Raw genomic sequence first — 25,531 nt, forward strand, 5'->3', positions numbered from 1 at the left:
GATTCAGCTCCTCGTAAGAAAAAGATGGTTCGGGTCAGGGGAGTCGTGCGGGCCACGGGCGTCGCTCTCCTACGCACCCGCCCGCCGCTTGTTCCAGATGTCGAAGCCCACCGCCGCCAGCAGCACCAGCCCCTTGATGACCTGCTGGTAGTCCGTGCCGAGCCCGACGAGCGACATGCCGTTGTTCAGCACCCCGAGCACCAGCCCGCCGATGACCGCCCCGAACACCGTGCCGATGCCGCCGCTCATCGACGCGCCGCCGATGAACGCCGCCGCGATCGCTTCCAGTTCGAACATCTCGCCGGCCTTCGGCACGCCCGCGTTCAGCCGCGCCGCGTAGACGCAGCCGGCCAGCGCCGCGAGCACGCCCATGTTCACGAAGACCAGGAACGTGACCCGCTTGTCCTTCACGCCCGACAGCTTGGCCGCGGCCTTGTTGCCGCCGAGGGCGTAGACGTGCCGGCCGATCACCATGTTGCGCATCACGTAGCCGAGGGTGATCAGCAGTCCCGCCATGATCAGCAGCACCACCGGGACCCCCCGGTAGCTGGCGAGCATCAGGGTGGCGACGGCCACCGCCGCGACGATGAAGGCGCACTTCCCCAGCCACAGCGGGTGCGGCAGCACCTCCAGCTCGTAGGAGAGCTGCCGCCGTCGGTCCCGCCACTCCTGCCACAGCAGGAACAGGCCGACGGCCACGCCGAGGAGCAGCGTGAGGTTGTGGTAGTTGGTCTCGGGCCCGGCCTCGGGCAGGAAGCCCTGGGCCATGTTCTGGAAGCCCTTGGGGAACGGCGAGAGCGACTGGCCTTCGAGGACGATCTGGGTGAGGCCGCGGAAGACCAGCATGCCCGCGAGCGTCACGATGAACGATGGTATGCCGATATACGCGATCCAGAATCCCTGCCAGGCCCCCGCGACGGCGCCGATGAGCAGCGAGCACGTCAGCGCGAGCGGCCAGGGGAAGTTGTGGTTGACCATCATCACGGCCGACATCGCGCTGGCGAACGCGCACAGCGAGCCCACCGACAGGTCGATGTGCCCGGCGATGATGACGATCATCATGCCCATCGCCAGGATCAGGATGTAGCTGTTCTGCTGGACGATGTTGGAGACGTTGCGCGGCAGCAGCAGGGTGCCGTCGCTCCACACCTGGAACACCACGACGATCAGGCCGAGCGCGACGAGCATGCCGTACTGCCGCATGTTGTTGCGCATCGCGTCCAGCAGGGCGCCGGCGAGCGCGCTGCGGGTTCTGCCGGCGGCGGGGGCGGCGGGTGGGGTGTCGCGCTTCTCCGTGGTCAGCGGGCTCATCGTTCGTCCCTTACGTGCGTGGTCATGTGGCGCATGAGAACTTCCTGGGTGGCCTCGGCCCGCGGGACCTCGCCGGTGAGGCGGCCCGCGGCCATGGTGTAGATCCGGTCGCACATCCCCAGCAGCTCGGGCAGCTCCGAGGAGATGAAGACCACCGCCTTGCCGCGGGCGGCCAGCTGGTCGATGGCGGTGTAGATCTCGTACTTCGCCCCCACGTCGATGCCGCGGGTGGGCTCGTCGAGGAGCAGCACCTCGGGGTCGGCGTGGATCCACCTGCTGAGCACGACCTTCTGCTGGTTGCCGCCGCTCAGCCGGTTCACCGGCTCGAAGACCGTCGGGGTCTTGATGTTCATCGACGTGCGGTAGCCCTCGGCGACCCGCCGCTCCTCGTGCTCGTCGACCGCGCCGCGGCGGACCAGCTTCGGCAGTGCGGAGAGCGTGATGTTGCGCATGACGTTCTCGATGAGGTTGAGGCCGTACGTCTTGCGGTCCTCGGTGACGTACGCGATCCCGTGCCGCACCGCGTCCGGGACGGTGCGCACGTCGGCCTTCCGGCCGTCGACCAGCACCGTCCCGGACTCGTACCTGCCGTAGGAGCGGCCGAAGACGCTCATCGCCAGCTCCGTGCGGCCCGCGCCCATCAGGCCCGCGATGCCGACGATCTCGCCGCGCCGGACCTCGATCGAGACGTCGTCGACGACCTTGCGCTCGTGGTCGATGGGGTGGCGCACGGTCCAGCCCTCGACGGCCAGCGCGACCGTGCCCGCGTCCTCGCCGCGGTAGTGGGAGCGCTCGGGGAAGCGGTGGTCGAGGTCGCGGCCGACCATCCCGCGGATGATGCGGTCCTCCGACACCGCGGACCCGGCTTTCCGCAATCCGGCGGCTGCGGCGTCCTCGGCCGCGTCGTCCTCGGCCCCGCGCACGGCGAGCGTCTCGACGGTCTGCCCGTCGCGCAGGATGGTCACCGAGTCGGCGACCTGCCTGATCTCGTTGAGCTTGTGCGAGATGAGGATGCAGGCGATCCCCTGCCGCTTGAACTCCAGGATGAGGTCGAGCAGCTTGCCGCTGTCCTCGTCGTTGAGGGCCGCGGTCGGCTCGTCGAGGATGAGCAGCTTCACCTCCTTGGAGAGCGCCTTGGCGATCTCCACCAGCTGCTGCTTGCCCACGCCGATGTCGGCGATCCGGGTCTGCGGCTTCTCGGCCCCGAGACCGACGCGCTTGAGCAGCGCGGCGGCGTGCCGCAGGGTCTCGTTCCAGGAGATGACCCCGCGACGCGCGTGCTCGTTGCCGAGGAAGATGTTCTCGGCGATGGACAGGTACGGCACCAGGGCCAGCTCCTGGTGGATGATGACGATGCCGCGACCCTCGCTGGCGTTGATGTCCTTGAAGGCGCACGGCTCGCCCTCGAAGAGGATCTCCCCCTTGTAGCTGCCGTGCGGATGGACCCCGCTCAGGACCTTCATCAGGGTGGACTTGCCGGCGCCGTTCTCACCGCACACGGCGTGGATCTCGCCGGGTGCGACGGTGAGGGTGACGTCGGACAGCGCCGTGACCCCGGGGAAGGTCTTGGTGATGGAGCGCATCTCCAGGACCGGAGCGGTCACTTCAGGTCTCCGGCCTGGTAGTAGCCCTCCTCGACGAGCAGGTCGGTGTTGGCCTTGTCGATGCTGACCGGGTCCAGCAGGAACGCCGGCACGACCTTGACGCCGTTGTCGTACGTCTCGGTGTCGTTGACCTCGGGCTTGCCGCCGGTGAGCACCGCGTCGGTCATCTGCACGGCCTGCTTGGCGAGCTTGCGGGTGTCCTTGTAGACGGTCTGGGTCTGCTCGCCGTCGATGATGGACTTGACGGAGGCCAGCTCGGCGTCCTGTCCGGTCACCACCGGCAGTTCCTTGCCGCCGCTGCCGTAGCCGGCGCCCTTCAGCGCGGAGAGGATGCCGATGGAGATGCCGTCGTACGGGGAGAGGACGGCGTCGACCTCCTCGCTGCCGTAGTTGCCGCTCAGCAGGTCGTCCATGCGCTTCTGCGCCGTGCCGCCGTCCCAGCGCAGCGTGGTGACCTGGTTCAGCTTCGTCTGGCCGGACCGCACGGTGAGCTGACCCGAGTCCAGGTACGGCTGCAGCACGCCCATGGCGCCGTTGAAGAAGTACTGCGTGTTGTTGTCGTCGGGGGAGCCGGCGAAGAGCTCGATGTTGAACTTCGCGTTCTTGTCGTCCTCCAGCTTCAGGGCGTCCACGATGTACTGGCCCTGCAGCTTGCCGACCCGCTCGTTGTCGAAAGAGGCGTAGTAGTCGACGTTCTCGGTCTCGAGGATCAGCCGGTCGTAGGCGATCACGGGAATGCCGGCCTCTTCGGCGTCGGAGAGCACCTCGGTCAGCGAGGTGTTGTCGATCGCCGCCACCACGAGCGCGTCCACGCCCTTGGTGATCATGTTGTCGATCTGCGCGACCTGGTTCTCGACCTTGTCCTCGCCGTACTGCAGGTCGGTGTCGTAGCCGGCGGACTCGAACTCCTTGACCATGTTCTCGCCGTCGGCTATCCAGCGCTCCGACGACTTGGTGGGCATGGCGATGCCGATCGTGCCGCCGCCGTCGGCGGAGTCCTTCTTCTCTTCGCTGCCGCCTTCGCTGTCCTGGCCGCAGGCGGCGAGGGCGAGGGCGAGCGCGGATACGGCGGCGGCGGTGCGCAGGTGTGCGGCTCGGGGGGTGCGCATGGTGGTCAGATCCCTTCGGGTACGGATGCGGGTGCGGTCTCGGGAGCGGAGGCGGACTCGGAGGAGGGCGCCGGAACAGCGTGGGGGGTGGGGAACCGGCGCAGGTCGCCGGGCAGCCGGGACCCGGGCGGCGACATGGCGTCGCCCGCCCCGAGCCGGTCGAGGAGGTCCAGGACCAGCCGCCCGCGGCGCACCCGCTCGCGGGCGGTGGCGAGCACCGTCTCGCGCATGTGGGCGCCGTAGGGATAGATCCCGGGGGCCTTGGACAGCCCGAACTTCAGATACAGGGGTGCGCCACGGCGGATCAGCTCGGCGGCGTCGTACATCCGCACGAAGCCGCCGAGGTCGTCGGGCGCCTCCACGTACAGGTCCATCGGGGCGGCGCTGGCCCGGCGGATCTCGGTGAGCTGCTGCAGCGACAGGTCCGAGGGGATGTTGAGCGAGTCGGCGCCGAGTCGCTCCCACACCGCGTACGCGGCGGGGTTCACCGGGCCGACGAGCGCGGAGACCTTGAACGTGGTGTGCGCGGGCAGCTCGCCGAGCGCGCGCAGCCCGTGCAGCAGCCACAGCACGCCCTCGTCGGCGACGAGCAGGCACTTCACGCCCAGTTGGGTGGCGCGCAGGGCGTCCTCCACGCAGCCCGCCAGCTGATCGTGCCCGCGGGCCCGCAGCCCGGCGCCGCCGGAGGCGCTGCGGGTGGCGGCGCCGGTGTCCCAGGTGCCGCGCGGGCCGGTGAACAGGGACAGCTCGATGTCGCGTTCGGCGCAGGCCGCGACCATGTCGGTGATCTCGGTGTCGGTGAGCATCCACACGCCGCTGCCCTGGCTGATCCGGTGGACCGGCACACCGAGGCGGGTGCTCTCCTTCAGCACGGCGGACAGCGCCTCCGGGCCTTCGACGGACGGGATCTCGGTGCGCCAGCGGCCTCCGTCGGGGAAGGCGTGCGGCGAGGTGTCGGCGGGGTCGGGCGGCGGGGCGCCGAACCCGAGGCGGGCGAGGGCCGGTTCACCGGGGGCGTGAGGCACGGTACTCCTTCGTTCGGTGTGTCGGACGTCGTCCGGTTGTGTTCCGGCGGACATGCGGCCGTCACCGGGACGGACGGCCGCTCGCGGGGCTACGGCCGCAGCAGCACCTTGCCGACCGCGGGGTCTCCGCCGCCGACCAGACCGACGGCCTTCTCGTACTCGTCGAGGGGCAGTTCGTGGGTGATCAGCGCCGCCGGGTCCAGCAGTCCGGCGCCCAGCGCGCGCACCGCGTACGACCAGGCCGCCGACGGGGCGCCGAAGACGCCGAGGACGTCGACCTGGCGCATCGACAGCTCCAGCGGGTCGATGCCCGCCCCGCCGCCCGGCGGGATACCGGTGACCACGACCCGCCCGCCGCGGCGCGCCAGCGCCACCGCGGCCACCGCGGACCGCGCCGCACCCGCCGTCTCCAGCACCATGTCGTACGCCCCCGCCAGGCCGGCGGCAGCGTCGGGCGCCACCGCCCGGGCGCCGAGCGCCCGCGCCTCCTCGGCCCGCTCCCCCCGCGGCTCCACCACCAGCAGCTCCGCGGGCGAGTAGGCCGCGAGCAACTGCACCGCCAGCAGCCCCAGCGTGCCGCCCCCGACGACGGCCACCCGCTCGCCCGGCAGCGGCCCGCCGCGCAGCACCGCCGCCGCGGCGACGGCCGCCGGCTCCAGCAGCGCGGCGGCGCGCAGGTCGGCGGCGTCGTCCAGGACGTGCAGCAGCGGCGCCGGCACGGTCACGGTCCCGGCGAACGCGCCGGGGCGGGTGAACCCCGTCTCGTCGTACGGGCCCTCGCACAGGTTCGTCTCGCCGGCCCGGCAGCGCGCGCAGACCTGGCAGCGGCGGAAGCCCTCGGCGACGGCCTTCCGCCCGGCCAGCGCCTCGTCGACGCCGGGCCCGACGGCCTCGACGGTGCCGGACCACTCGTGCCCGGGCGTGAGCGGGTACGTGACGTAGCCGGCCGGCCGGGTGCCGTCGTACACCTCGCGGTCGCTGCCGCACACCCCCGCCGCGTACACCCGCACCCGCACCTCGCCGGGGCCGGGCGGCGGCGTCGGCACGCTCTCGACCCGCGCCCGCCCGGGCCGCTCCAGCACGACGGCGCGGTGCGTCCGGGAAATCGCTCCGGAAGCCGCCCCGGCCATCGCCTCAGCCATCGGGGTTCCTCTTCTCCCAGCCGTCCGCCCACAGGTCGAAGTGCGCCCGTTGCTGCGGGAACTCCGCCGCCGCGTCGGTGTCCAGCTCGACCCCCAGGCCCGGCGCCTCGGAGCGGGTGAAGTAGCCGTCGACCACCTCGGGCGCGCCCTTGACGACCTTCTTGATCTCCGCGTCGGCGAAGTCGTTGAAGTGCTCCAGGATCTTGAAGTTGGGCGTGCAGAAGCCGACCTGGAGGGAGGCGGCGGTCAGCACCGGGCCGCCGACGTTGTGCGGTGCGACCAGCACGTAGTGGGTCTCGGCGGTGGCGGCGAGCTTGCGGGTCTCCAGGATGCCGCCGATGTGCCCCACGTCCGGCTGGATGATGTCCGCGGCCTGGCTCTCGAACAGCTCGCGGAACTCGATCCGGTCGTGGATCCGCTCGCCGGTCGCCACCGGCAGGTCCACCTGCCCCGCCACCTTCGCCAGCGCCTTCAGGTTCTCCGGCGGCACCGGCTCCTCCAGCCACGCCGGCCGGTAGGGCGCCAGCTCGCGCGCCAGCCGCGCCGCGGTCGCCGGCGAGAAGCGGCCGTGCATCTCCAGCATCAGCTCCACCTCGTCGCCGACGGCGTCCCGTACGGCCTCGATGAGGGAGACGGCGTAGCGGGACTCCGCGTGGTCCAGCTCGAAGCGGCCCGCGCCGAACGGGTCGATCTTCAGTGCCTGGTAGCCGCGGTCGACCACCCGGCGGGCGGCTTCGTGGTACGCCTCCGGGGTGCGCTCGGTGGTGTACCAGCCGTTGGCGTACGCCTTGACCCGGTCGGTCACCGCGCCGCCGAGGAGCTGCCACACCGGCACGCCCAGCGCCTTGCCCTTGATGTCCCAGCAGGCCATCTCCACGCAGGCGATTCCCGACATCACGATCTCGCCGGCCCGGCCGAAGTCGCCGTACTTCATCCGGCGGACCAGGTCCTCGACCGCGAACGGGTCGGAGCCCGCGACGTGGTTCGCCTCCGCCTCGCGCAGATAGCCGACGAGGGCGTCCGTGTGGCCCAGCATCCGGGTCTCCCCGACCCCGGTCAGGCCCTCGTCGGTGTGCACCTGGACGTAGGTCAGGTTCCGCCAGGGGGTGCCCACGACGTGCGTGCTGATTCCGGTGATGCGCACGGCTGGCGGCTCCTCCATGTTCGAGATTTCGTCACATGTTCGAGATGCAGACCAGAGAGACGCTATGGAGGTGAGCGGCGGGTGTCAACGGTCAGTGCACGGCGAACTCGTAGACCGTGGCCGAACGGTAATGCTCGTCGGGCCGCAGCAGGGTGGAGGGGAAGTGCGGGTGGTGGGGGGAGTCGGCGAAGTGCTGGGTCTCCAGGGCGAGCCCGTCGCCCGGGCGGTAGGCGCGCCCGGACGGCCCGGTGAACGACGGGAAGACGAAGTTCGCGGTGTAGAGCTGCAGCCCGGGCTCGGTGGTCAGCACCCGCAGCACCCGCCCCGAGGCCGGCGAGCGGACCTCGGCGACCGGCTCGGGGGCGGCGGTGACGCCCTTGTCGAGCACGAAGTTCTGGTCGTAGCCGCGCCCGATCAGCAGCTGCGGGTGCCCGGAGCGCAGCTCGGCGCCCACCGGCCGGGCCGTACGGAAGTCGAAGGGGCTGCCGGCCACGTCCGCGATCTCGCCGGTCGGCGCGGCGGCGGGGCCGTTGACGGTGAACCGGCCGGCGGCGACGCGCAGGTGGTGGGCCTCGATGCTGCCGCTGCCCTCGCCGTCGAGGTTGACGTACGTGTGGTTCGTCAGGCTCACCACGGTCGGGGCGTCGGTGGTCGCCTCGTAGTCGAAGCGCAGCGCGCCGCCGGCGGTCACGGTGTACGTCGCCCGCACCTCCAGCGTGCCGGGGAAGCCCTCCTCGCCGTCCGGGCTGGTACGCGACAGCAGCAGCGCGGCGGCACCGGGCGCGGCCGGCGCCTCGGCCGCGGCCCAGACCCGCTTGTCGAAGCCGCGGGCGCCGCCGTGCAGGCAGTTGGGCCCGTCGTTGGCCGGCAGCGGGTACGAGCGCCCGTCGAGGACGAACGAGGCGCCGGCGATGCGGTTGGCGTACCGGCCGATCAGCGCCCCGAAGTACGGGTCCCCGTGCTCCACGTACTCGTCCACGGTCGCCAGCCCCAGCGCCACGTTCGCGTACCGCCCGGCCCGGTCGGGCACCTCCACGGACTGCACGGTCCCGCCGTACGTCAGCACCCGCACCCGGGTCCCGCCCGCGGTCAGCGTCCACCGCTCGACGGGGGTGCCGTCGGCGAGCTTGCCGAAGGGCTCGGCGGTGACGGAGGGCGCCGGCGCGGCGTCGGGCGGGGTCAGCTGGGTCAGCGGGGTCTCGGCCATGGGGGAGACCCTATGCGCCTGCGGAGCCCGTACGCGCGGTGCCGGCCGGCCAAGCTGGCCGCCCGCCGAGCCAAGCCCGCCCGCGCGTACCTACCGGGCCGCGCGGAGCCGCTTGTACGCGATCTCCGCCAGCACGTTCTGGCCGTCCTCGTCGGGGTGGAAGGAGTCCCAGCGGCTCAGGTGGCCCTTGGTGAAGTCGTACCGGAACGCCGCCCCGTCGTCGTACACGCACAGCGGATGCCGCCCGCACTCCTCCGCCAGCACCGCGTTGAACTCCACCACCCGGTCCTCCACCTCCTCCCGCCGGTCACTCGCCGCCGCGCCGAGGTCCGTGGGGTCCGCCAGCATCGACTGGCAGATGTTGCCCAGCGACCAGATCTGCCGGCTCAGCACGCCGTCCCGGCCCACGTCCCACAGCCGCATCAGACTCGGGACGCTGGACACGTACACCTGCGTCCGCGGCAGATCCTTCTCCAGCCGGTCCAGCGAGTCCGCCACCGCCGTGCGGAAGTCCGCCACCGGTGTCATGCCCGCCGTGCTCTCCGTGCAGGCGTCGTTGGCGCCGATGAGCACGGTCACCAGGTCCGGGCGGCGGGCGATGGCCTCGCCCGTCTGGACGGGCAGATCCGTCACTTGCGCGCCCGAACGGGCGAAATTCCACGTATGCCCCGACGGCTTGTCGAGTAAACGCCGGGCGAGGCTGTCCACGTCGTCCGAGGTGCCCGTCGACCACGACTTCTCCGGGCAGTCGGCGAGCGGCTCGCAGACGTGGAAACCGCGCGTGATGGAGTCGCCGAGCGCGGCGACCGACCGCGGCGGCCGGGGCGCCGCCCGCGCCCGCTCCGACGGCTTGCCCGCGTCCTCCGCGCCGCCTGACGGCGCGGCAGATCCCTTGTCCTCCCCCTGCGTCGAGCCCTCGCCGGTGCAGCCGGCGAGCGCCAGTGACATTGCGACCGCCCCCGAGAAGACCAGTGCCGCCACTTTGCGCATCCCTGCGCTCCCTCCCGCCCCCGAGGTCCTCCTCCGAACGTGCGTCAGCACGCCCAGGACCGACCGTACGGCACGCGCGGGGTGCGGCGGCACGGTAGCTTGGCTGTGCTCAACGGGCCGCAGCGCGGCGGGATCGCACCGGGTAACGGAGTGTCCTGTTTACCCGGAAAGGCGACCCGTGGTGTTTACTCTAGGCAACTTCGCTCAGCAACGTCGCCCAGCGACGTCGCTCAGCAACGTCGAGGCAGCTTCGAGCCCGCGGATGGAGGCCCCCGGTGACGACACGTGGAGTTCTGTTCGTTCACTCCGCCCCGCGGGCGCTCTGCCCGCACATCGAGTGGGCGGTCGCCGGCGTCCTCGGCGGTCGCGTCAGCCTCGACTGGATCCCCCAGCCCGCCTCGCCCGGCACCTGGCGCGCGGAGTTCTCCTGGCAGGGCGAGCCCGGCACCGCCTCCCAGCTCGCGTCCGCGCTCCGCGGCTGGCACCTGCTGCGCTTCGAGGTCACCGCCGAGCCGTACGCCACCGCCGAGGGCGAGCGCTACAGCTCCACGCCCGACCTCGGGATCTTCCATGCCGTCACCGGCGTCCACGGCGACATCCTCATCCCCGAGGACCGGCTGCGCGCGGCGCTGGCCCGCGCGCAGCGCGGCGAGACGCAGCTGGAGGCGGAGATCGCCAAGCTGCTGGGCAAGCCGTGGGACGACGAGCTGGAACCTTTCCGCTACGCCGGCGAAGGCGCCCCGGTCCGCTGGCTGCACCAGGTCGTCTGACCCGGTGGGCCGGGAGGCCCACCGGGTGGCGTCGGCCGGCAGCGGCGACGGTACGTCAGACGGACCGGAACGCCAGCACCACGTTGTGGCCGCCGAAGCCGAACGAGTTGTTCAGCGCCACGATCCGGCCCTCCGGCAGCGGCGTCGCCTCCACGGCGATCAGCTTCGGGTCGACCTCGTCGTCCAGATCCTCGACGTTGATGGTCGGCGGCGCGGTGCGGTGGTGGACCGTCAGCACGGCCGCCACCGACTCGATGCCTCCGGCACCGCCCAGCAGATGGCCGGTCATCGACTTCGTACCGGAGACGAGGACGTGCCCCAGCTCGTCGCCGAACACCTTCTGCATGGCCTTGATCTCCGCCACGTCGCCCTGCGGGGTCGACGTCGCGTGCGCGTTGACGTGGACGACCTCGGCGGGTGTCACGCCGTTGTGCGCGAACAGGTTCTCCAGCGCCGCCGCGATACCGCGCCCGCTCGGCTCCGGCTGCGCGATGTGGTGGCTGTCCGCCGACAGCCCCTGGCCGGCCGCCTCGCAGTAGACCCTCGCCCCGCGCCGCTCGGCGTGCTCCGCCGACTCCAGCACCAGCACGCCCGCGCCCTCGCCGAGCACGAAGCCGTCGCGGGCCTTGTCGTACGGGCGGGAGGCGCCCTGCGGGTCGTCGTTGTTCTTCGACATCGCCATCATGTTGGCGAACGCCGCGATGGGCAGCGGGTGGACCGCCGCCTCCGTGCCGCCGGCCACGACGACGTCGGCGCGGCCGGTGCGGATCATCTCCACCGCGTACCCGATCGCCTCCCCGCCGGAGGCGCACGCGCTGACCGGCGTGTGCACGCCGGCCCGGGCGTTGATCTGCAGGCCGACGTTGGCCGCCGGGCTGTTGGGCATCAGCATCGGGACGGTGTGCGGCGAGACCCGCCGGGGGCCCTTTTCCCGGAGGTTGTCGTACTGGTCCAGCAGGGTCGTCACACCGCCGATGCCGGAGGCGACGACCGCGCCGAGCCGGTCGGGGTCGACCGCGGCGTCCTCGCCGGCCCTGGCGGCGAAGCCGGCGTCGGCCCACGCCTCCCGGGTGGCGATGATCGCGAACTGCGCCGCCCGGTCCAGCTTCCGGGCCTGCGGCCGGGGGATGACCTCGGTGGGCTCCACCGCGACCTCGCCCGCGAAGGTCACGGGCAGGCCGGCGGCCCACTCGTGGTCCAGGTCCGCGATGCCGGAACGGCCGGCCACCAGCCCGTCCCAGGTGGATGCGCTGTCGCCACCCAGCGGTGTGGTTGCGCCGATTCCGGTGACGACCACGGTGCGATTGGTCGCGTTCACGTCGAAGCTCACTCCGAAAGTCGAGGTCCTACTACGGCGCCACCGCGGACCGCCGCCCGCGCCCGTGGGCGCGGGGGGCCGGGATGGCGACAGCGGGGACGTGGGGTCAGCTCTGGTGCTTGAGGATGTAGTCCGTGGCGTCGCCCACGGTCCTCAGCTGCTTGACGTCGTCGTCCGGGATCTTGACGTCGAAGCGCTCCTCGGCGGCGACGACGACCTCGACCATGGACAGCGAGTCGACGTCCAGGTCGTCGGTGAAGGACTTGTCCAGCTGGACGTCCTCGACCGGGATGCCGGCGATCTCGTTCACGATCTCCGCGAGACCGGCGACGATCTCTTCCTGCTTGACGGCCATCTTGGGGACTCCTTCTTTCCGTTCCTTGAGGGTTCTCAATGAGGGGTGAGCTGAGGGGTGAGCCGCGTGTGGCCGGGCCGGCCCGCGGGTCAGGGGAGTGTCACGACCGTGGCGGCGTAGACCAGGCCGGCCCCGAACCCGATGACGAGGGCGGTGTCCCCGCTTTTCGCCTGCCCGGTCGCCAGCATCCGCTCCATGGCCAGCGGGATGGAGGCGGCCGAGGTGTTGCCGGTGGTCTCGATGTCGCGGGCGACCGCGACATGCTCCGGCAGCTTGAGGGTCTTCACCATCGAGTCGATGATCCGCATGTTGGCCTGGTGCGGGATGAAGACGTCCAGGTCGTCCGGCGTGATACCGGCGGCGTCCAGGGCCTCCTGGGCGACCTTGGCCATCTCGTAGACCGCCCAGCGGAAGACCGTCTGGCCCTCCTGGGTCAGCGCCGGGAACTTCACGCCGCCGTCTGCGTCCAGGGGCAGCTGGTCCAGGTCGCCGACGCGGAAGCGGTCCCACGCCACGGTCTGCTTGATGGTCTGGTGCTTGTCGCCCTCCGAGCCCCACACCGAGGGGCCGATGCCCGGCTCGTCGGCGGGGCCGACGACGACCGCGCCGGCGCCGTCGCCGAAGAGGAAGGCGGTGGTCCGGTCGGACTTGTCGGTGAGGTCGGAGAGGCGCTCGACGCCGACGACGAGCACGTGCTCCGCGCTGCCCTCCACGATCAGTCCCTTGGCCAGCGTCAGCCCGTAGCCGAAGCCGGCGCAGGCGGCGGAGATGTCGAACGCGGCCGGCTTGCCGGCGCCCAGCAGATGGGCGATCTCGGTGGCGACCGACGGCGTCTGCATGAAGTGCGAGACGGTCGAGATGATCACGGCGTCGATCTGCTCCGCCGTCACGCCCGCCGCCGCGAGCGCCTTGCCGGCGGCCTCGACGGACATCTGCGCGACGGTCTCGTCCGGCCCGGCCCAGTGCCGGGTGGCGATGCCGGAGCGGCTGCGGATCCACTCGTCGGAGGAGTCGATGTACTGCAGGATCTCCTCGTTGGGCACGACGCGGGTCGGGCGGTAGCCGCCGACGCCCATGATGCGCGCGTACGGAGCACCCTTGGTGGGCCGGATCTTCGCGGTCATGCGCTCTCCTGGGGGTCCGCGGCCGTCGCCTCGGCGATGGCGGCACGTGCCTTCTCGATGTCCTCGGGCGTCTTCAGCGGAACCGGCCGCACGCCCGGCAGCGCGCGCTTGGCGAGCCCGGTGAGCGTGCCGCCGGGCGCGGCCTCGACCATGGCCGTCGCGCCGTGCGCGGCGAAGGTCTCCATACACGTGTCCCAGCGCACCGGGCTGGCGACCTGGCCGACCAGCCGGTCCATGACCTCCCGGCCGTCGGTGACGATCTTGCCGTCCTTGTTCGAGACGAACGGGAGCCGCGGCTTCGCGGGCTCGATCTCCGCGACCTCCGCGGCCAGCGCGGCCACGGCGGGCGCCATGTGCTCGGTGTGGAAGGCGCCGGCCACCTTCAGCGCGACGACCCGGCGCACGCCCTCCGGCTTGTCCTCGGCCAGCGCGGCGAGCTGCGCGGCGGTCCCGGCGGCGACGATCTGGCCGGCGCCGTTGACGTTGGCGGGAGTGAGACCGAGGCGTTCGAGGTGCGGCAGCACCGTGTCCGGGTCCCCGCCGAGCAGGGCGGCCATGCCCGTCTCGGCGACGGCGGCGGCCTCGGCCATCGCCAGGCCGCGGGCCCGGACGAGGCGTACGGCCTGCTCGTCGCTGATCACGCCGGCGAGCGCGGCGGCGGCGAACTCCCCGACGCTGTGCCCGGCGACGGCGCCGACCCGGCCCGGGATCTCCGCCGGGTCGTCGAACAGCGTGTACGCGGAGGCCAGCGCGGACGCGACCAGCAGCGGCTGGGCCACCGCCGTATCGCGGATCGCCTCGGCGTCCGCCTCCGTGCCGTAGTGGACCAGGTCGATCCCGATGGCGTCGGACCATGCCCCCAGAGCGCCGCGGACACCGGGGAGGTCGAGCCAGGGGGTGAGGAAGCCGGGCGTCTGGGCGCCCTGGCCGGGAGCTACGAGTACGAGCACCCCTCAACCTTCTCTTGCCGGGGGTGTCCGCCGCCCGTGGGGACGGGGACGAAGAACACCGGAGGGATTTGTTGGGTCCGAACAAATGACTAGGGCTGGGGTTCCGTCTCCGTCAGCCGGCCGAGGATCAGTGCGATACGCAGAGTAAACGCTGAGCGGACATCGGACGGCGACCAGCCCGTGACATCGGTCACACGTCGCAGCCGGTAGCGAACGGTGTTGGGGTGAACGAACAACATCCGCGCGGCGCCTTCGAGGCTCGACGCCTGTTCCAGGTAGACGCTCAGCGTCTCCAGGAGCGCCGACCCGGCCTCCGCGAGCGGACTGTAGATCTCCTCCACCAGCTGCTCGCGCGCCGCCGGATCGCCGGCGATCGCGCGCTCCGGCAGCAGGTCGTCCGCCAGCACCGGCCGCGGCGCGTCCTGCCAGGCGGAGCACGCCTTCAGCCCGGCCGCGGCGGCCTGCGCGGAGCGGGTGGCGGCCAGCAGATCGCCGACCACCGGACCGGCCACCACCGGGCCCTGCGCGAACGGGCCGATCAGCGCCTTCGCCGCCTTCAGCGGATCCGCGCTGCCGCCGGCGATCACCACCAGCCGACTGCCCAGCACGCCCGTCAGCACCTGCAGCTTCGCGTGCCGCGCGGCCCGCCGGATCGCCTCCACGGTCAGCTCGCTGTCCCCGTCCGGCGCGGTGCCGAGCACCACGCACACGTGCTCCGGCGAACTCCAGCCGAGCGCCGCCGCGCGGGACACGGCGCCCTCGTCGGCCTCGCCGGAGAGCACGGCGTTGACCACCAGCGACTCCAGCCGGGCGTCCCAGGCGCCGCGGGCCTCGGCGGCCTGGGCGTAGACCTGGGCGGTGGCGAAGGCGATCTCGCGGGCGTAGACGAGCAGGGCCTCGCGCAGCACGGACTCGTCGCCGGGGGCGGCGACGTCCTCGATGGCGGACTCCATGACCTCGATCGTGGTACGCACCATCTCCACCGTCTGCCGCAGCGTGATCGCCCGGGTCAGCTCGCGCGGCGCCGTGCCGAACACGTCGGTGGAGATGGCCTGCGGCGTCTCGGGGTGCCGGAACCACTCCGTGAACGCCGCGATGCCCGCCTGCGCCACCAGCCCGATCCACGAGCGGTGCTCCGGCGGCATGGCCCGGTACCAGGGCAGCTGCTCATCCATCCGGGCGATGGCGGCGGCGGCCAGCTCCCCGGACGACTTCTCCAGCCGGCGCAGGGTTGCGGTGTGCGGATGCCGCAGCCGGGCGGCGTCACGATCGGGCGGCTCAGGTGTCACGGTCGGTTCAGGCACGGGTCTAGCCTGCCCTATCCGGGTCGCGGCGGACGAAAGCGGCGTCTTCCCGCGGAAGCGGCGGCCGGTTTCCGCGGCGTACGGTGGCGGGGTGATTCAGCTACGGCGGGCGCGGGGGCGCTACCGCGGCGGGGACGCGGAGGCGGGGATCGAGACGCTGCACGCGTTCTCCTTCGGCGGTTTCTACGACCCGCGGAACGTCCGGTTCGGCTCCCTCGTCGCCTGCAACGAGGAGCGGCTGCGGCCCGGCGCGGGCTTCGCCGAACACGCGCACCGCGACGTGGAGATCGTCACCTGGGTCCTCGACGGCGAGCTGACCCACGAGGACTCCGCCGGCCGCACCGAGTCCGTCCGCCCCGGCGACGTCGCCCGCCTCTCCGCGGGCACCGGCATCCGCCACGTCGAACGCAACGCGGGCCCGGCGCCGCTGACGTTCCTCCAGATGTGGCTGACGCCGGCGGCCCCGGGCGGCCCCCCGTCGTACGAGGTCGTCCGCGGCATCGCCGACGGCACCCCCCTGGCCGTCGAACGCGCCGCGGCCGTCCTCCACGTACGCCGCCTGCGCGACGGCGAACGCACGGCGCTGCCGGACGCGCCGTGGGTGTACGTCCACGTGGCCCGCGGCGCGGTCCGCCTCGGCGCCGGGTCCTCCCCGGCGGAGGCGGGCGACGCGGCGCGTATCGGGGGCTGCGAGGGGCTGGACCTGACGGCGGAGGGGGCGGCGGAGGCGCTGGTGTGGGAGATGCAGGCGGCGGGGGCCTGAAGGCGATGGTGAGCCGACCGTCCCCTTGACGGCATCCGGGTGCGGTGCTGGGGGACCGGTCCCCACACGCGCCTGACAGCGTGCGTTCCACCACAACCGTTCGGCACCGGGCCGACCGCCCCGGTCGACCCGGTGCTTCGACCACAGTGAGGCCCTGTGAGACGAACGTATCGTGCGCTTCTGGTGGGGGTCTTGGCCCTCGTCGTCCCCAGCGTGTACCAGCCGGTCGCGTCGGCCGAGGCAGCCGATGAAGGTGCGCCATTGCAGGTCACGGGAGTGACGGCCAGCGCCGATGACGGCAACGTGGCCGCCAACACCCTCGACGACGATCTGAGCACCCGGTGGTCCGCCGAGGGCGACGGGGTGTGGATCCGCTACGACCTCGGCTCGGCGCAGACCGTCGGCTCGGCGTCGATCGCCTGGCACCAGGGAGACACCAGGAAGAACACCTTCGACGTCCAGGTGTCCGACGACGGATCATCGTGGACGACGGTCATGGCGGGGAAAGCCAGCAGCGGGACGACGCTCCAGCCGCAGAACTACGACTTCGCCGACACCTCCGCCCGCTATCTGCGCATCGTCGGCCACGGCAACACCTCCAACGACTGGACCAGCATCACCGAGACGGACGTCTACGGCGCCGACGGCGGAGGCGGCGGCACCTGCGACTACCCGGCCGACGTACTGGACCTGACGAACTGGTACATCGGGCTGCCGATCGGCGAGGAGGAATCGCCGACCAACGTCGAACAGCCGGAACTCGACACGTACGCGATCGACCCGTGGTTCACCACGACCGCGGACTGCGACGCCGTCCAGTTCCGCGCCCCCGTCAACGGGGTCACCACCAGCGGCTCCGACTACCCCCGCTCGGAGCTGCGCGAAATGACGGACTCGGGGCAGACCAAGGCGAGTTGGTCCTCGACCTCCGGCACGCACACGATGGTGATCGACCAGGCCATCACGGATCTTCCCGAGGACAAGCCGCATGTCGTCGCCGGTCAGATCCACGACTCCGACGACGACGTCTCGGTCTTCCGCCTGGAGGACACCAAGCTCTACGTCACCTCTCCCGATGACAGCAATCACAAGCTGGTGGACGAGAACTACGAGCTGGGCACGAGGTTCGAGGCGAAGTTCGTGGTCAGCGACGGCGAAATCAAGGCGTACTACAACGGCGAGCTGCAGACCACGCTCTCGGAGGACTTCTCCGGCGCCTACTTCAAGGCGGGCGCGTACACGCAGGCCAACTGCGAACGCTCATCGCCGTGCAGCGACGACAACTACGGCCAGGTGGAGATCTACGGGCTGAGCGTCACGCACGACGACGGCCCGGGCTCTTCGTAGGACGCGCCACACGACCGGTGGCGGTTCGGCCGCCACCGGTCGTGTGCTCTCGCGATGGTCACGCAAGGAGACGCACGTGAACGATTCGAACGCCGCGACAGGACGGGTACGACGATGAGGAAAAGTGCATCGGTGAAAGGCACTCTGATCGCCGCGCTGTGCGCGTGCACCGCGTTCGGCTCGGTGGCGCTGCTCGGCCCGACGGCATCGGCGTCGCTGCCCATCACCACGGCGACCGTGTCCGGGGTGCCCGGCGATGATCCGACTCCGCCCGGGCAGTCCCTCGGCGTCGGCGGTGTGGCGACTCCGCCCGACGCCGTTCTGGTTCCGGAGCAGGATTCCCGGTACGAGATCGACTCCGGCGGCACCGAGGCCGCGGCGGAGGTCTACGACTGCCAGGGCAACACCATCCACGGCGGCGTACTGATCGAAGCCGACCACGTGGTGATACAGAACTGCCGGGTGGACGCCGAGCAGCAGTACGGCATCTACTCGGACGACAACACGAACGTCACCATCCAGAACAACGACATCAAGGGCGTCGAGGGCCCCGGCGATCTGAACGCCATCACGTTCTTCGGCGACCGTCACAAGATCCTCTACAACACCGCCGTCAACTTCGTCACCGGCGACCCGGGTGACAGCCACACCGACTTCATCCAGACGTGGGTGTCCGACTCGCACCCCATCGCGAGTGACGACGTGCAGATCCGCGGCAACAAGGCCGTCGGCCCGGCGAACCCGGACCGCGAGGACAGCATCCCCAGCATCCACCAGTGGCTGATGGCCGAGGACTACGGCCGCGGCGGGAACTCCGGCGGCAACACCGACGGTATGAGGAACTGGATCGTCGCGGACAACGAGATGGGCGACAGCTGGAACCAGGCCATCAAGCTGGACGGGCCGGACAACGTGTCGATCACCCGCAACGATTTCGTGGGCTCCTCGACCCGGGTGATGGAAGTCACCTCGGCCTCGACCGGAGTGAAGTTCTACAGCGACAACCAGGTCGGCCCGGACTACGGGTCGGTCGGCATGACGGTCACCCCGGGCGAAGGGCCCGCCTGACGGATCACGGCTCGGGTGGGAGCAGGATTCTCGCTCAGTCGGTGCGTCTCACGCACATCTCGGCGAGGATCTCCACTCCGTCCGGCAGTTTCGTCAGCGGCTTGTACGGCTTCGCGGCGGTCGCGGCCTCCAGTTCCCGGGACGCCGCGGGGTCGGCTCCGACCAGCAGGATCGTGTACTCGTGACCGACATCCCCCGCCGCTCCCACCGAGGGAATCCGCATCGACCAACTGCTGCTCGCCGCCCGGGTTCTCGCTCGCGGGCCGGGCCACAGGGAACCGTCGTCCACCCGCCGGGTGATCTCCCGCAGCGTCGTGCCCTTCGCCAGTGCGGCCGTGCCCGAGAGGGTCAGCGGACTCTCCCGGCGGACGGGGAGGCACTCGTCGGAGGCGACCCGCGGGTTCGTGATGACGGCGGAGCCGGCGCCGCGCCGGTCGGATCTGCCGGCGCTGCCGGGCTGCTCGTCGGCCCGGTGGGCGTCCAGGATCGCCCAGCCGCCGAATCCCGCACCCGCGAACGTCAGGACCACCGCGGTCCACGTACCGGCGGTCAACTGCCGCAACGGCGGCCGGCCCCGGGGCGGCCGGGGTCCGGCGGGTGCCGGCCGGCGGTCGCTCTGCGCCGCCGCGGCCAGGAGTGCGTGCCCGGCCGGGTCGTCGATCGGTGGTGAGGTGCGTACGCGGAATCCGGTCTCGTCCGCGGCGAAGGCCCGGAACGCCGCCAGCGCGTCGTGCTCGGCGCGGCCGATCCAGGGCGGCGGCACCGGGCCCGGCGCGGGGGACCGGTAGGCGATGCCGTAGACGATGTGGAGCGGCCGGCCGAACCTGTCCAGCGGAGGGGTGCCCAGCAGGGCGAGGGCGGCCTCGTCGAGGTCGTCTGCCACGACGGGACGGCTGGTGTAAGTGACGTGGACGGACTCCCCCTCGCGCGCGGCGGACCGCCCGTGTACGAACCCTCCGCCGGACCGGTCCGCGGACACCAGGTCGGTGAGCACGCCGGCGCCCGTCGTCAGGAACGCGGGGGCGCTCAGCACCCGGTAGCCCTCGTTCCGGCCGCGGGCGACGGCGAACGTGCCCGCGGGCACCCCGCCGTGGTGCGCCGTCATGTCAGCCCACCCTCCGGAGCACACCCTCGGGCAGTGCGCCCTCGGCGGCGTCCGTCTCGCGGCGCATCTCCTTGAGGATGAGCCGTGCGGCCTCCATGCCCGCGCCGCCCTCGACGTCGTCGTTCCGCAGCCAGGCCGCGTCCGGCGACAGGCCGGCACTCCGTGCGAGGCGCGGATCGACGCCCGTCATCCAGCGCAGGATGTGCAGGGGCAGCGCACCTCCCGGTACCAGGGACAGCTGGTCCAGCACCGAGGTGAGCACGCCGAACCGCAGCTCGGAGCGGTGCGCGCGGCCCTGGGACGCCTCCGCCGCCCGGTCGTGGCCGCCGGCCTCCGCCCGCGCCAGGGCCTCCGCGCGTTCGAAGATGTCGGGGATCACGGAGGAGAACGGCAGCGTCACGCCCGTCGGGTTGACGGTTCCGGCCGATCTCTTGACCATGTGCCCGGAGGCGTCGGGCGTGGCGAACCCCGGGCCGACCGCACTGATCGGGAACAGCCGGACGGTGAAGGCGGCGTCCTTGCGTCCCACCAGCCATTGGAACTGCTCGCTGGAGTCGAGGAGACGGCGGACCCGGCCGACGAGTTCTGCGTCGGTCTGCCCCGTCAGCTGGAGCAGGTCCCATTTCGTCACGGCGAAATTGACGGAACACCTGACGTACCGCAGTGATTCCACGAACGTGCTGACCGCGAGCGAGATCCGGGTGCCCGCATCGGTGTCCCCTTCGAGCGCCCGGGAGACGTCGTATCCGTCGAGGAGGGCCATGACCGCGTGGGCCTCGGCGATGTCCCGGTGGAGCAACTCCTCGTTCTCGCTGCCGTCGTCGCTGTTCGCCACGAGCAACTCCCCGGCGTATTCCGTGTACCGGATGGTGAACGCCCGGTGGAACTCCCCACCGCGTACCGGAGCGGCGGCGGTGAAATGGAACCTGCGGAAATCCCCGCGGGCGGTCCCGTTCGGCCACGAGGCCGAGGAGTTGCTGATCGTGTGGAACAGGGCGTTCAGCTCGGTGGCCTCCCGCCGTGGCGCCTCAAGGTAGTAACTCCTGCCGTTGGCGGGCGCCTGAAAGAGGTGGTAGACGCTCGCGAGCATCAGCGTCTTTCCGGCGCCGGGGAGTCCCACGGCGACGAGGTTGAACTGCGGCGGCGACACCACCTCGCGCTCCGCTTGCGCCGTCGCTCGCGGGGCCGCCGCTGTCCGTCGCGGGGACACGGCCTCGCGCGGGGCTTCCGGTTGCGGGCGTGCCGCGGCCCGTTGCCACACGCCGACGAGTAAGCCGACAATCGTGGCCGCCAGCACGACGGCGATGAAGGCTTCCATGGATCTCGCTCTCCGATCGAATGGTGTCCCATGCTGTGACGCCCCTTGCCGCGGACTCCGGCGGCGACGCGAGGCCAGTGTCAACTCGCGGCGGGTCAACGGCTATCCGCTGGGCGCACGCCGTCTGTACGCTGAGCGCAGACGGCGGTCGAGGGGGCGCGGCGTGACGGAGAATGCCTTGCAGAGCCAGAAACTCCCTGGCGAACAGTCGTTCGGAAATGAGTATCCCGCCGGTATACGTCTGCCGCTGGACCGCTATCGCCGACTGCACACCCGGGACGTGGACGAGGCACGCCACACCGTGGCCGAGGCGTTCTGCCCGCACCGCCTCACCGTGCCGCAGCGGGAGCCGGAGTTCGAAACCAGATTCCATGCCGCGCAGGCCGGCGGGGTGAGTCTCTGCTATCTGGACTACGGCGGCCGGGTGGACATCGCCGTCGAGCCGCAGGAGAGCTTCTACCTGGTGCTGGCGCCGCTGGCCGGCCGGGCGGCCCTGGCACACGGGCGCCAGGAGGCCCGGTACGACCGCCGCGGCGCGGCGGTGCCCCCGGTCGACCGCCCCTACCGGATCGAGGTACAGGCCCGCAGCCCGCACCTGGTGCTCCGGATCCCACGGAACGCGCTGGAGCAGCAACTGCGCGCCATGCTGGGCCGCCCGGCCACCGAACCCGTCCGGTTCGACCTGCGGATGGACCAGACGGCACCGGACATCGAGGCGTGGTGGCGGATCGTGTCCCTGCTCCGCGAGGACGCCGACCGCGGCGGAGTCTGCGTACGGAACCCGTCGGTGATGCGGCCGCTGGAGCAGGCGCTGCTCGGCCAGCTGCTCGACGGCCAGCCGAACAACTACTCCGCCCGGCTGCACGAGCAGAGTGCCCCGGCGTCCTCCGCGACCGTGCGGCGTGCCGCCGACCTCATCGAAGAGCGCGCCGACGACAGGGAGTTCACCGTGGAGGCCCTCGCGTGCGCGGTCTCCCTCAAGCTGCGGGCGCTGCAACTCGGCTTCCAGCGCGAGTTACGCACCACGCCCTCGGCCCGCCTGCGCGAGGTCCGGCTGCGCCGGGCCAGGGAGGACCTCCTGGCCGCGACGGCGGCCGGAACGACGGTCAGCCAGGTCGCGGAGCGGTGGGGGTTCTCGAACCACGGCCGGTTTGCGGCGTACTACCGACACCGCTTCGGCGAGCTGCCGTCCGCCACCCTCCAGCGCTGATTCCGGCTGTGCCCCGTCACCGCGCCCCGGCCCGCAGGTGTGCCAGCGCCCACTCCTCGAAGCCGGTGAGTGGGATGCCGAGGTCCCTGGCGTACTGAGGGCGGCCGGGCTGGCCGGCCACGTTCAGCCACTCGTGCGAGACGCCCATGGGGGGCATTCCGGCGGCGAGGGCCTGCTCGGCGGTCATGTCCGGCGCGGACAGCCGCGTGCCCAGGACGCGGGAGAGCACCTCCGCGATCTCCGTCATCGACAGGTAGTCGCTCGCCAGCTCCAGCTCGACCCGGTCGAACCGCTCCGGTGCGGCGACGGCAGCCGCAGCCGCGCGGCCGATGTCGGCCGCGGCCACCAGGGACAGCCGGGTCCCGGGGTTCAGGACGCTCACCAGGCCGCCCTCGACGCCGCGCGGGAAGAGGAATCCCGCGGACGGGAGGAAGTTCTCCATGAAGGTGCCGGGCTTGAGCAGCGTCCAGCGGGGGAAGCCGGCCGTGCGGACGCGGTCCTGGATCGCGGTCTTGGCGGTCAGGGCGGCTTCTATCGCCCAGCGTCCTTCGGCCCAGCCGGGAACCTCGGTGTGCCGCCCGGCGCCGGTCACGGACGTGTGCACGAACTGCGGGACCCCGGCGGCCCGCGCGCCCTCGATGAGGTTGACGCCCTGGGCCACCTCTCCCTCGAAGTCGAAGCCGTCCGCGGTCAGGGCCGGCATCTGTACGGAGAACACGGCCCGTGCGCCCGTGGCGGCGCGGATCACGGAGTCGCGGTCGTGGAGATCGCCGGTGACCAGTTCGGCGCCGAGCGCCTCGACGGCTTCGGCCCGGTCACTGCCCGGGTCGCGCACCAGGGCGCGCACGGGAAGGCCCGCCGCGCGCAGGGCGCGGGCGGTGGCGCCGCCCTGTTTGCCGGTGGCACCGGTGACCAGGACGGGTGCGGAATCTGCGGTCATGTTGCGCGCTCCTCGGGTGCGTGCCGGGGCAAAACGGCGGGGCCCGCCGCTTATGCTCGGGTACGATACGGCGGGCCCCGCCACTTCGTAAACCCGGAGGTGACCGCCGTGCCCGCGAGCCGACGCGCCGATGCCCGGCGCAACTACGCGCGCATCCTCGCCGTGGCCGCGGACGAGGTCGCCGCCCAGGGCGCCGGCGCCTCCCTGGAACAGATCGCCCGCACCGCGGGCGTCGGCTCGGCGACCGTACGGCGGCACTTCCCCACCCGCCGCGCGCTGCTGGAGGCGGTCTCCCGCGAACGGATCGAGGCCTTGCGCCTCCGCGCCCACGACCTGACCGGCACGGGCGACAGCCGCGGCGCGCTGCTGGAGTGGCTGGACGACGTGGTCGCCTACTGCGTCGCCGCCCGCGGCCTGGCCGCGGCACTGTCCTACGACGCCGCCGGGGCCGACCCCGTACGCGGGAACACCTGCGCGGCGATCCTGGAAGAGGCGGCAGCCCCGCTGCTGCACCGGGCCGTACGGGACGGCGGCGTGACCCCGGACGTCACCGTCGCGGATCTGATCACCCTGATCGTCGGCATCACCCTGGCCACGGAGCACCACCCCGACCCCGCCGCCCAGGCCGACCGGCTGTTCCGCCTGGCCGTGGCGGGCCTGAGCCCGCCCGGCACGGACACGAACTCGCCATCCCCGCCCGGGTGCTGAGCGGGTGCCTCGTACGCGCCCACCGGCACGGAGGCGGGCAGGACGTGGGTGTCGGATTTCGTCAAGGTTTCGTACCAGCGGGTGCCGTTACCTTCCTGGCGTCGATAGCACGCAGGTACGAGGAGAGCGATGCGTATCATTTCGAAGACCCTGGGTGTCATTGCTATCAGCGGCGGCATCATCGCCGGTGCCGCCGCTCCGGCTCTCGCCGACAGCATTCCCTTCACCAAGGCGGCGGCCTGCACCACCGAAACCGTCGCCGGCTCCGGCGCCCGGGCCACCCTCACCGAGTGCACGGGCGACGGCACGATCCGGGTGACGGGCCGCCTGGAAAGCACCGCGGACGACGGCGAGTGCACGCGCCTTACGGTACGGATCGGCCGCTACAGCGACGACTGGACGGTGTGCGACGGCGAGTCGAAGACCGTCGACACCGGATCCCGGGCCGGCACGAGCCCCACCTACAGCCTGACCACCGCATAGCGGCTTCAGCAACTCCTCCATCCGCACCCTCGAAAGGGCGTTGTGCGTGAGCACAATATTCAAGACAGTCGCGACCGGCACCGGGGTAGTCGCCCTGTGTTTTACGGGCCTCCTCGGAACTGCGCATGCAGATGACCCGACACCCACGTGGGGCTGCAAGGGGGGCTCCTCAAAGAGCCCAGACGACCCGGGCGGCCGAGACGTCAGGGCAAAGCTGGATTCGAATGAGAACTACGGCTACGCCGAGGTGAAGTTCGTCGCCAAGGGCGAACACGTCTACTTCAACAACTACACCGGAGTCGGCGGCGACGGGTTCACCGTGCGTGCCGACCTGTGGCAGGTCGACAACAAATGGAACTGGCGCTGGCACCTGAGTGAGGTCGACAACGTCCACGACAATCTGGACCTCCCTGAAGGTCAGGAGTTCCAAACCGAAGTGAGCACGAGTGCAGGGCAGAACGATCACTGCGTGTACAAGGGCGGACGGACCTAGGAAGACCTGACACCTGCCTGGCGGGCGCTTCCATTTTGGGAGCGCCCGTCAGGCATGTTCACCTTAGACAGGTATACCGAGGAGTGGGAATGCGTGTCGGTCGACTGGCCGCGGTCGGGGCTTTCACCTTGCTTTCCGTTGCGGGCTGCGCAGATTCCGGGGGCACGCCGCAAGCGGATCCCGGCAGCGGGAAGGGCGTGCCGGGTGCGTGCGACGGAACATTTCGCTGGCGGGTCTCCGAGGAGTGGGACATCGTCGTGCTGGACGGGCCGGTCACGGTCGACTCCGGAGAAGAGCTCGATTTCGAGGGGGCTCCGTATCGTCCGTGGCCCGCACGAGTGACGGGAGGCGAGGGAAGCCTGACCGACGCGGAGGTCCTCCGATCGCTGAGCAAGGAGGTCGACGGCCCACTGGAGCACGCCGGAGAGAACACCGCGAAGCTGGCCCGGAAGATGAACGTGGAGTTCAACGGGGGCGGCCAGGCACAGGCTGTCTACTATCGGGGGGTTCGCAGGGTGGATGCGGATTACGTCGCCCATTGCGCGGAGCGGGAGCAGGCGATCAGGGGGAAGGTCACCACCTGGAAGAGCGAGTCCAACACCACGGGACTCATCGACTGCACCGAGTCGTTGCAGAACAATCCGGCGAGCGGGCTTGCGGAGCTGGTGCTCGAAGAGCGCTGCCCCTCCTCAAGCGTTGCCGTGAAGGAGTTGGCCGCCAAGAACGCGCGCCCGGATTGAGGA

Annotated in this window: 25 protein-coding genes; 9 read left to right on the top strand and 16 right to left on the bottom strand. The window is 71.5% G+C overall.

Annotated features, from left to right (window positions below; translation table 11 throughout):
• Positions 1 to 69: 69 nt before the first annotated feature.
• The 8 genes from mmsB to T328_RS24400 form a co-directional block, all read right to left on the bottom strand.
• Positions 70 to 1,311 carry a multiple monosaccharide ABC transporter permease gene (gene mmsB / locus T328_RS24365; RefSeq protein ID WP_496498285.1) on the bottom strand — a complete coding sequence of 414 codons (1,242 nt, stop codon included), beginning with the start codon at positions 1,309 to 1,311 and terminating at the stop codon, positions 70 to 72.
• The gene (gene mmsA / locus T328_RS24370; protein WP_496498286.1) at positions 1,308 to 2,915 is read right to left on the bottom strand and encodes a multiple monosaccharide ABC transporter ATP-binding protein; all 1,608 of its coding nucleotides are present in this window, start codon (positions 2,913 to 2,915) and stop codon (positions 1,308 to 1,310) included. Before mmsA ends, mmsB begins: the two co-directional genes overlap by 4 nt.
• Positions 2,912 to 4,024 (bottom strand): multiple monosaccharide ABC transporter substrate-binding protein, encoded by a 1,113-nt coding sequence (gene chvE / locus T328_RS24375; RefSeq protein ID WP_496498287.1) that lies wholly within the window; start codon positions 4,022 to 4,024, stop codon positions 2,912 to 2,914. The genes mmsA and chvE overlap by 4 nt, the downstream gene beginning before the upstream one ends.
• Before the next feature lie 5 nt (positions 4,025 to 4,029).
• On the bottom strand, positions 4,030 to 5,103 hold the full coding sequence (locus tag T328_RS24380) for a hypothetical protein (protein WP_496498288.1): 1,074 nt from the start codon (positions 5,101 to 5,103) through the stop codon (positions 4,030 to 4,032).
• A gap of 35 nt (positions 5,104 to 5,138) precedes the next feature.
• Complete coding sequence (locus T328_RS24385; RefSeq protein WP_496498366.1) at positions 5,139 to 6,155, bottom strand: zinc-dependent alcohol dehydrogenase; 1,017 nt, start codon at positions 6,153 to 6,155, stop codon at positions 5,139 to 5,141.
• Between the two features lie 28 nt (positions 6,156 to 6,183).
• Positions 6,184 to 7,335, bottom strand: a complete 1,152-nt coding sequence (locus T328_RS24390) for a mandelate racemase/muconate lactonizing enzyme family protein (RefSeq protein ID WP_496498289.1) — start codon at positions 7,333 to 7,335, stop codon at positions 6,184 to 6,186.
• A gap of 91 nt (positions 7,336 to 7,426) precedes the next feature.
• Positions 7,427 to 8,542, bottom strand: a complete 1,116-nt coding sequence (locus T328_RS24395; protein ID WP_496498290.1) for an aldose epimerase family protein — start codon at positions 8,540 to 8,542, stop codon at positions 7,427 to 7,429.
• Between the two features lie 90 nt (positions 8,543 to 8,632).
• Complete coding sequence (locus T328_RS24400) at positions 8,633 to 9,532, bottom strand: SGNH/GDSL hydrolase family protein (RefSeq protein WP_496498291.1); 900 nt, start codon at positions 9,530 to 9,532, stop codon at positions 8,633 to 8,635.
• Positions 9,533 to 9,807: 275 nt separating this feature from the next.
• Between T328_RS24400 and T328_RS24405 the strand changes: the two genes are divergently transcribed.
• Positions 9,808 to 10,302: a DUF3145 domain-containing protein gene (locus tag T328_RS24405; protein WP_496498292.1), complete on the top strand. Its 495-nt coding sequence runs from the start codon at positions 9,808 to 9,810 to the stop codon at positions 10,300 to 10,302.
• 55 nt (positions 10,303 to 10,357) lie between these two features.
• Here T328_RS24405 and T328_RS24410 read toward each other — a convergent pair whose 3' ends face one another.
• The 5 genes from T328_RS24410 to T328_RS24430 all read right to left on the bottom strand — a co-directional run bounded on the left by T328_RS24410 (position 10,358) and on the right by T328_RS24430 (position 15,353).
• Positions 10,358 to 11,620, bottom strand: a complete 1,263-nt coding sequence (locus T328_RS24410) for a beta-ketoacyl-[acyl-carrier-protein] synthase family protein (RefSeq protein WP_496498293.1) — start codon at positions 11,618 to 11,620, stop codon at positions 10,358 to 10,360.
• Between the two features lie 106 nt (positions 11,621 to 11,726).
• The gene (locus tag T328_RS24415) at positions 11,727 to 11,975 is read right to left on the bottom strand and encodes an acyl carrier protein (protein WP_496498294.1); all 249 of its coding nucleotides are present in this window, start codon (positions 11,973 to 11,975) and stop codon (positions 11,727 to 11,729) included.
• An 89-nt stretch (positions 11,976 to 12,064) separates the two neighbouring features.
• Positions 12,065 to 13,099, bottom strand: coding sequence for a ketoacyl-ACP synthase III (locus T328_RS24420; protein ID WP_496498295.1), 1,035 nt, complete (start codon positions 13,097 to 13,099; stop codon positions 12,065 to 12,067).
• The gene (locus T328_RS24425; RefSeq protein WP_496498296.1) at positions 13,096 to 14,049 is read right to left on the bottom strand and encodes an ACP S-malonyltransferase; all 954 of its coding nucleotides are present in this window, start codon (positions 14,047 to 14,049) and stop codon (positions 13,096 to 13,098) included. The genes T328_RS24420 and T328_RS24425 overlap by 4 nt, the downstream gene beginning before the upstream one ends.
• Before the next feature lie 89 nt (positions 14,050 to 14,138).
• A complete protein-coding gene (locus tag T328_RS24430) occupies positions 14,139 to 15,353 on the bottom strand; it encodes a PucR family transcriptional regulator (protein ID WP_496498297.1) in 1,215 nt (404 codons plus the stop codon).
• A 91-nt stretch (positions 15,354 to 15,444) separates the two neighbouring features.
• On the opposite strand from T328_RS24430, the gene T328_RS24435 reads away from it, so the two are divergent.
• The 3 genes from T328_RS24435 to T328_RS24445 all read left to right on the top strand — a co-directional run bounded on the left by T328_RS24435 (position 15,445) and on the right by T328_RS24445 (position 18,531).
• The gene (locus T328_RS24435; RefSeq protein ID WP_496498298.1) at positions 15,445 to 16,116 is read left to right on the top strand and encodes a pirin family protein; all 672 of its coding nucleotides are present in this window, start codon (positions 15,445 to 15,447) and stop codon (positions 16,114 to 16,116) included.
• Between the two features lie 261 nt (positions 16,117 to 16,377).
• Positions 16,378 to 17,463, top strand: coding sequence for a polysaccharide lyase family 7 protein (locus T328_RS24440; protein ID WP_496498299.1), 1,086 nt, complete (start codon positions 16,378 to 16,380; stop codon positions 17,461 to 17,463).
• A 132-nt stretch (positions 17,464 to 17,595) separates the two neighbouring features.
• The gene (locus T328_RS24445) at positions 17,596 to 18,531 is read left to right on the top strand and encodes a right-handed parallel beta-helix repeat-containing protein (protein WP_496498300.1); all 936 of its coding nucleotides are present in this window, start codon (positions 17,596 to 17,598) and stop codon (positions 18,529 to 18,531) included.
• A 34-nt stretch (positions 18,532 to 18,565) separates the two neighbouring features.
• On the opposite strand, the gene T328_RS24450 is transcribed toward T328_RS24445, so the two are convergent.
• Complete coding sequence (locus tag T328_RS24450; protein WP_496498301.1) at positions 18,566 to 19,636, bottom strand: hypothetical protein; 1,071 nt, start codon at positions 19,634 to 19,636, stop codon at positions 18,566 to 18,568.
• 1 nt (position 19,637) lies between these two features.
• Positions 19,638 to 20,954: a TRAFAC clade GTPase domain-containing protein gene (locus T328_RS24455; RefSeq protein ID WP_496498302.1), complete on the bottom strand. Its 1,317-nt coding sequence runs from the start codon at positions 20,952 to 20,954 to the stop codon at positions 19,638 to 19,640.
• Between the two features lie 280 nt (positions 20,955 to 21,234).
• Between T328_RS24455 and T328_RS24460 the strand changes: the two genes are divergently transcribed.
• A complete protein-coding gene (locus T328_RS24460; RefSeq protein WP_496498303.1) occupies positions 21,235 to 22,164 on the top strand; it encodes an AraC family transcriptional regulator in 930 nt (309 codons plus the stop codon).
• Between the two features lie 16 nt (positions 22,165 to 22,180).
• Here T328_RS24460 and T328_RS24465 read toward each other — a convergent pair whose 3' ends face one another.
• Positions 22,181 to 23,104 carry an NmrA family NAD(P)-binding protein gene (locus tag T328_RS24465; protein ID WP_496498304.1) on the bottom strand — a complete coding sequence of 308 codons (924 nt, stop codon included), beginning with the start codon at positions 23,102 to 23,104 and terminating at the stop codon, positions 22,181 to 22,183.
• Positions 23,105 to 23,212: 108 nt separating this feature from the next.
• Between T328_RS24465 and T328_RS24470 the strand changes: the two genes are divergently transcribed.
• From T328_RS24470 to T328_RS24485, 4 genes are all read left to right on the top strand, one after another.
• A complete protein-coding gene (locus T328_RS24470) occupies positions 23,213 to 23,812 on the top strand; it encodes a TetR/AcrR family transcriptional regulator (protein WP_496498305.1) in 600 nt (199 codons plus the stop codon).
• 129 nt (positions 23,813 to 23,941) lie between these two features.
• Entirely contained in the window at positions 23,942 to 24,295 is a 354-nt protein-coding gene (locus T328_RS24475; protein ID WP_496498306.1) for a hypothetical protein, read from the top strand.
• 46 nt (positions 24,296 to 24,341) lie between these two features.
• Entirely contained in the window at positions 24,342 to 24,788 is a 447-nt protein-coding gene (locus T328_RS24480; RefSeq protein WP_496498307.1) for a hypothetical protein, read from the top strand.
• A gap of 89 nt (positions 24,789 to 24,877) precedes the next feature.
• On the top strand, positions 24,878 to 25,528 hold the full coding sequence (locus T328_RS24485; RefSeq protein ID WP_496498308.1) for a hypothetical protein: 651 nt from the start codon (positions 24,878 to 24,880) through the stop codon (positions 25,526 to 25,528).
• Positions 25,529 to 25,531 lie beyond the last annotated feature (3 nt).

The sequence above is a fragment of the Streptomyces sp. CNX435 genome (assembly GCF_059570575.1).

Bases quoted from the DNA above. Each gene is read 5' to 3' on its own strand.
- T328_RS24450 (WP_496498301.1), bottom strand. From the start codon at position 19,636: ATGACGGCGCACCACGGCGGGGTGCCCGCGGGCACGTTCGCCGTCGCC.
- T328_RS24455 (WP_496498302.1), bottom strand. From the start codon at position 20,954: ATGGAAGCCTTCATCGCCGTCGTGCTGGCGGCCACGATTGTCGGCTTA.
- T328_RS24485 (WP_496498308.1), top strand. From the start codon at position 24,878: ATGCGTGTCGGTCGACTGGCCGCGGTCGGGGCTTTCACCTTGCTTTCC.
- T328_RS24400 (WP_496498291.1), bottom strand. From the start codon at position 9,532: ATGCGCAAAGTGGCGGCACTGGTCTTCTCGGGGGCGGTCGCAATGTCA.
- mmsB (WP_496498285.1), bottom strand. From the start codon at position 1,311: ATGAGCCCGCTGACCACGGAGAAGCGCGACACCCCACCCGCCGCCCCC.
- T328_RS24415 (WP_496498294.1), bottom strand. From the start codon at position 11,975: ATGGCCGTCAAGCAGGAAGAGATCGTCGCCGGTCTCGCGGAGATCGTG.
- T328_RS24395 (WP_496498290.1), bottom strand. From the start codon at position 8,542: ATGGCCGAGACCCCGCTGACCCAGCTGACCCCGCCCGACGCCGCGCCG.
- T328_RS24380 (WP_496498288.1), bottom strand. From the start codon at position 5,103: ATGTCCGCCGGAACACAACCGGACGACGTCCGACACACCGAACGAAGG.
- chvE (WP_496498287.1), bottom strand. From the start codon at position 4,024: ATGCGCACCCCCCGAGCCGCACACCTGCGCACCGCCGCCGCCGTATCC.
- T328_RS24420 (WP_496498295.1), bottom strand. From the start codon at position 13,099: ATGACCGCGAAGATCCGGCCCACCAAGGGTGCTCCGTACGCGCGCATC.
- T328_RS24465 (WP_496498304.1), bottom strand. From the start codon at position 23,104: ATGACCGCAGATTCCGCACCCGTCCTGGTCACCGGTGCCACCGGCAAA.
- T328_RS24475 (WP_496498306.1), top strand. From the start codon at position 23,942: ATGCGTATCATTTCGAAGACCCTGGGTGTCATTGCTATCAGCGGCGGC.